This is a genomic window from uncultured Tateyamaria sp. (genome assembly GCF_947503465.1).
GTDB lineage: Bacteria > Pseudomonadota > Alphaproteobacteria > Rhodobacterales > Rhodobacteraceae > Tateyamaria.
Map to the genome: position 1 here is coordinate 1 of NZ_CANNDN010000009.1, position 233 is coordinate 233.

At 65.7% G+C, this 233-nt stretch carries 1 protein-coding gene; it reads left to right on the forward strand.

Features of this window, described 5'->3' with window-relative positions; genetic code table 11:
• On the forward strand, positions 1–233 hold a 233-nt coding region (locus Q0844_RS20855; protein ID WP_299049231.1), incomplete at both ends, for a GTP-binding protein.

The following is a 233-nucleotide window of genomic DNA, read 5'->3' on the forward strand; positions in this document are numbered from 1 at the left end:
CCCGAGGAAAAAGCCCGCGGGATCACGATCTCGACCGCGCACGTGGAATACGAGACGGACGCACGTCACTACGCCCATGTCGACTGCCCCGGCCACGCCGACTACGTCAAGAACATGATCACCGGTGCTGCGCAAATGGACGGCGCGATCCTGGTGGTGAACGCCGCGGACGGCCCCATGCCGCAAACGCGCGAGCACATCCTGCTGGGCCGCCAGGTGGGCATCCCCAAGAT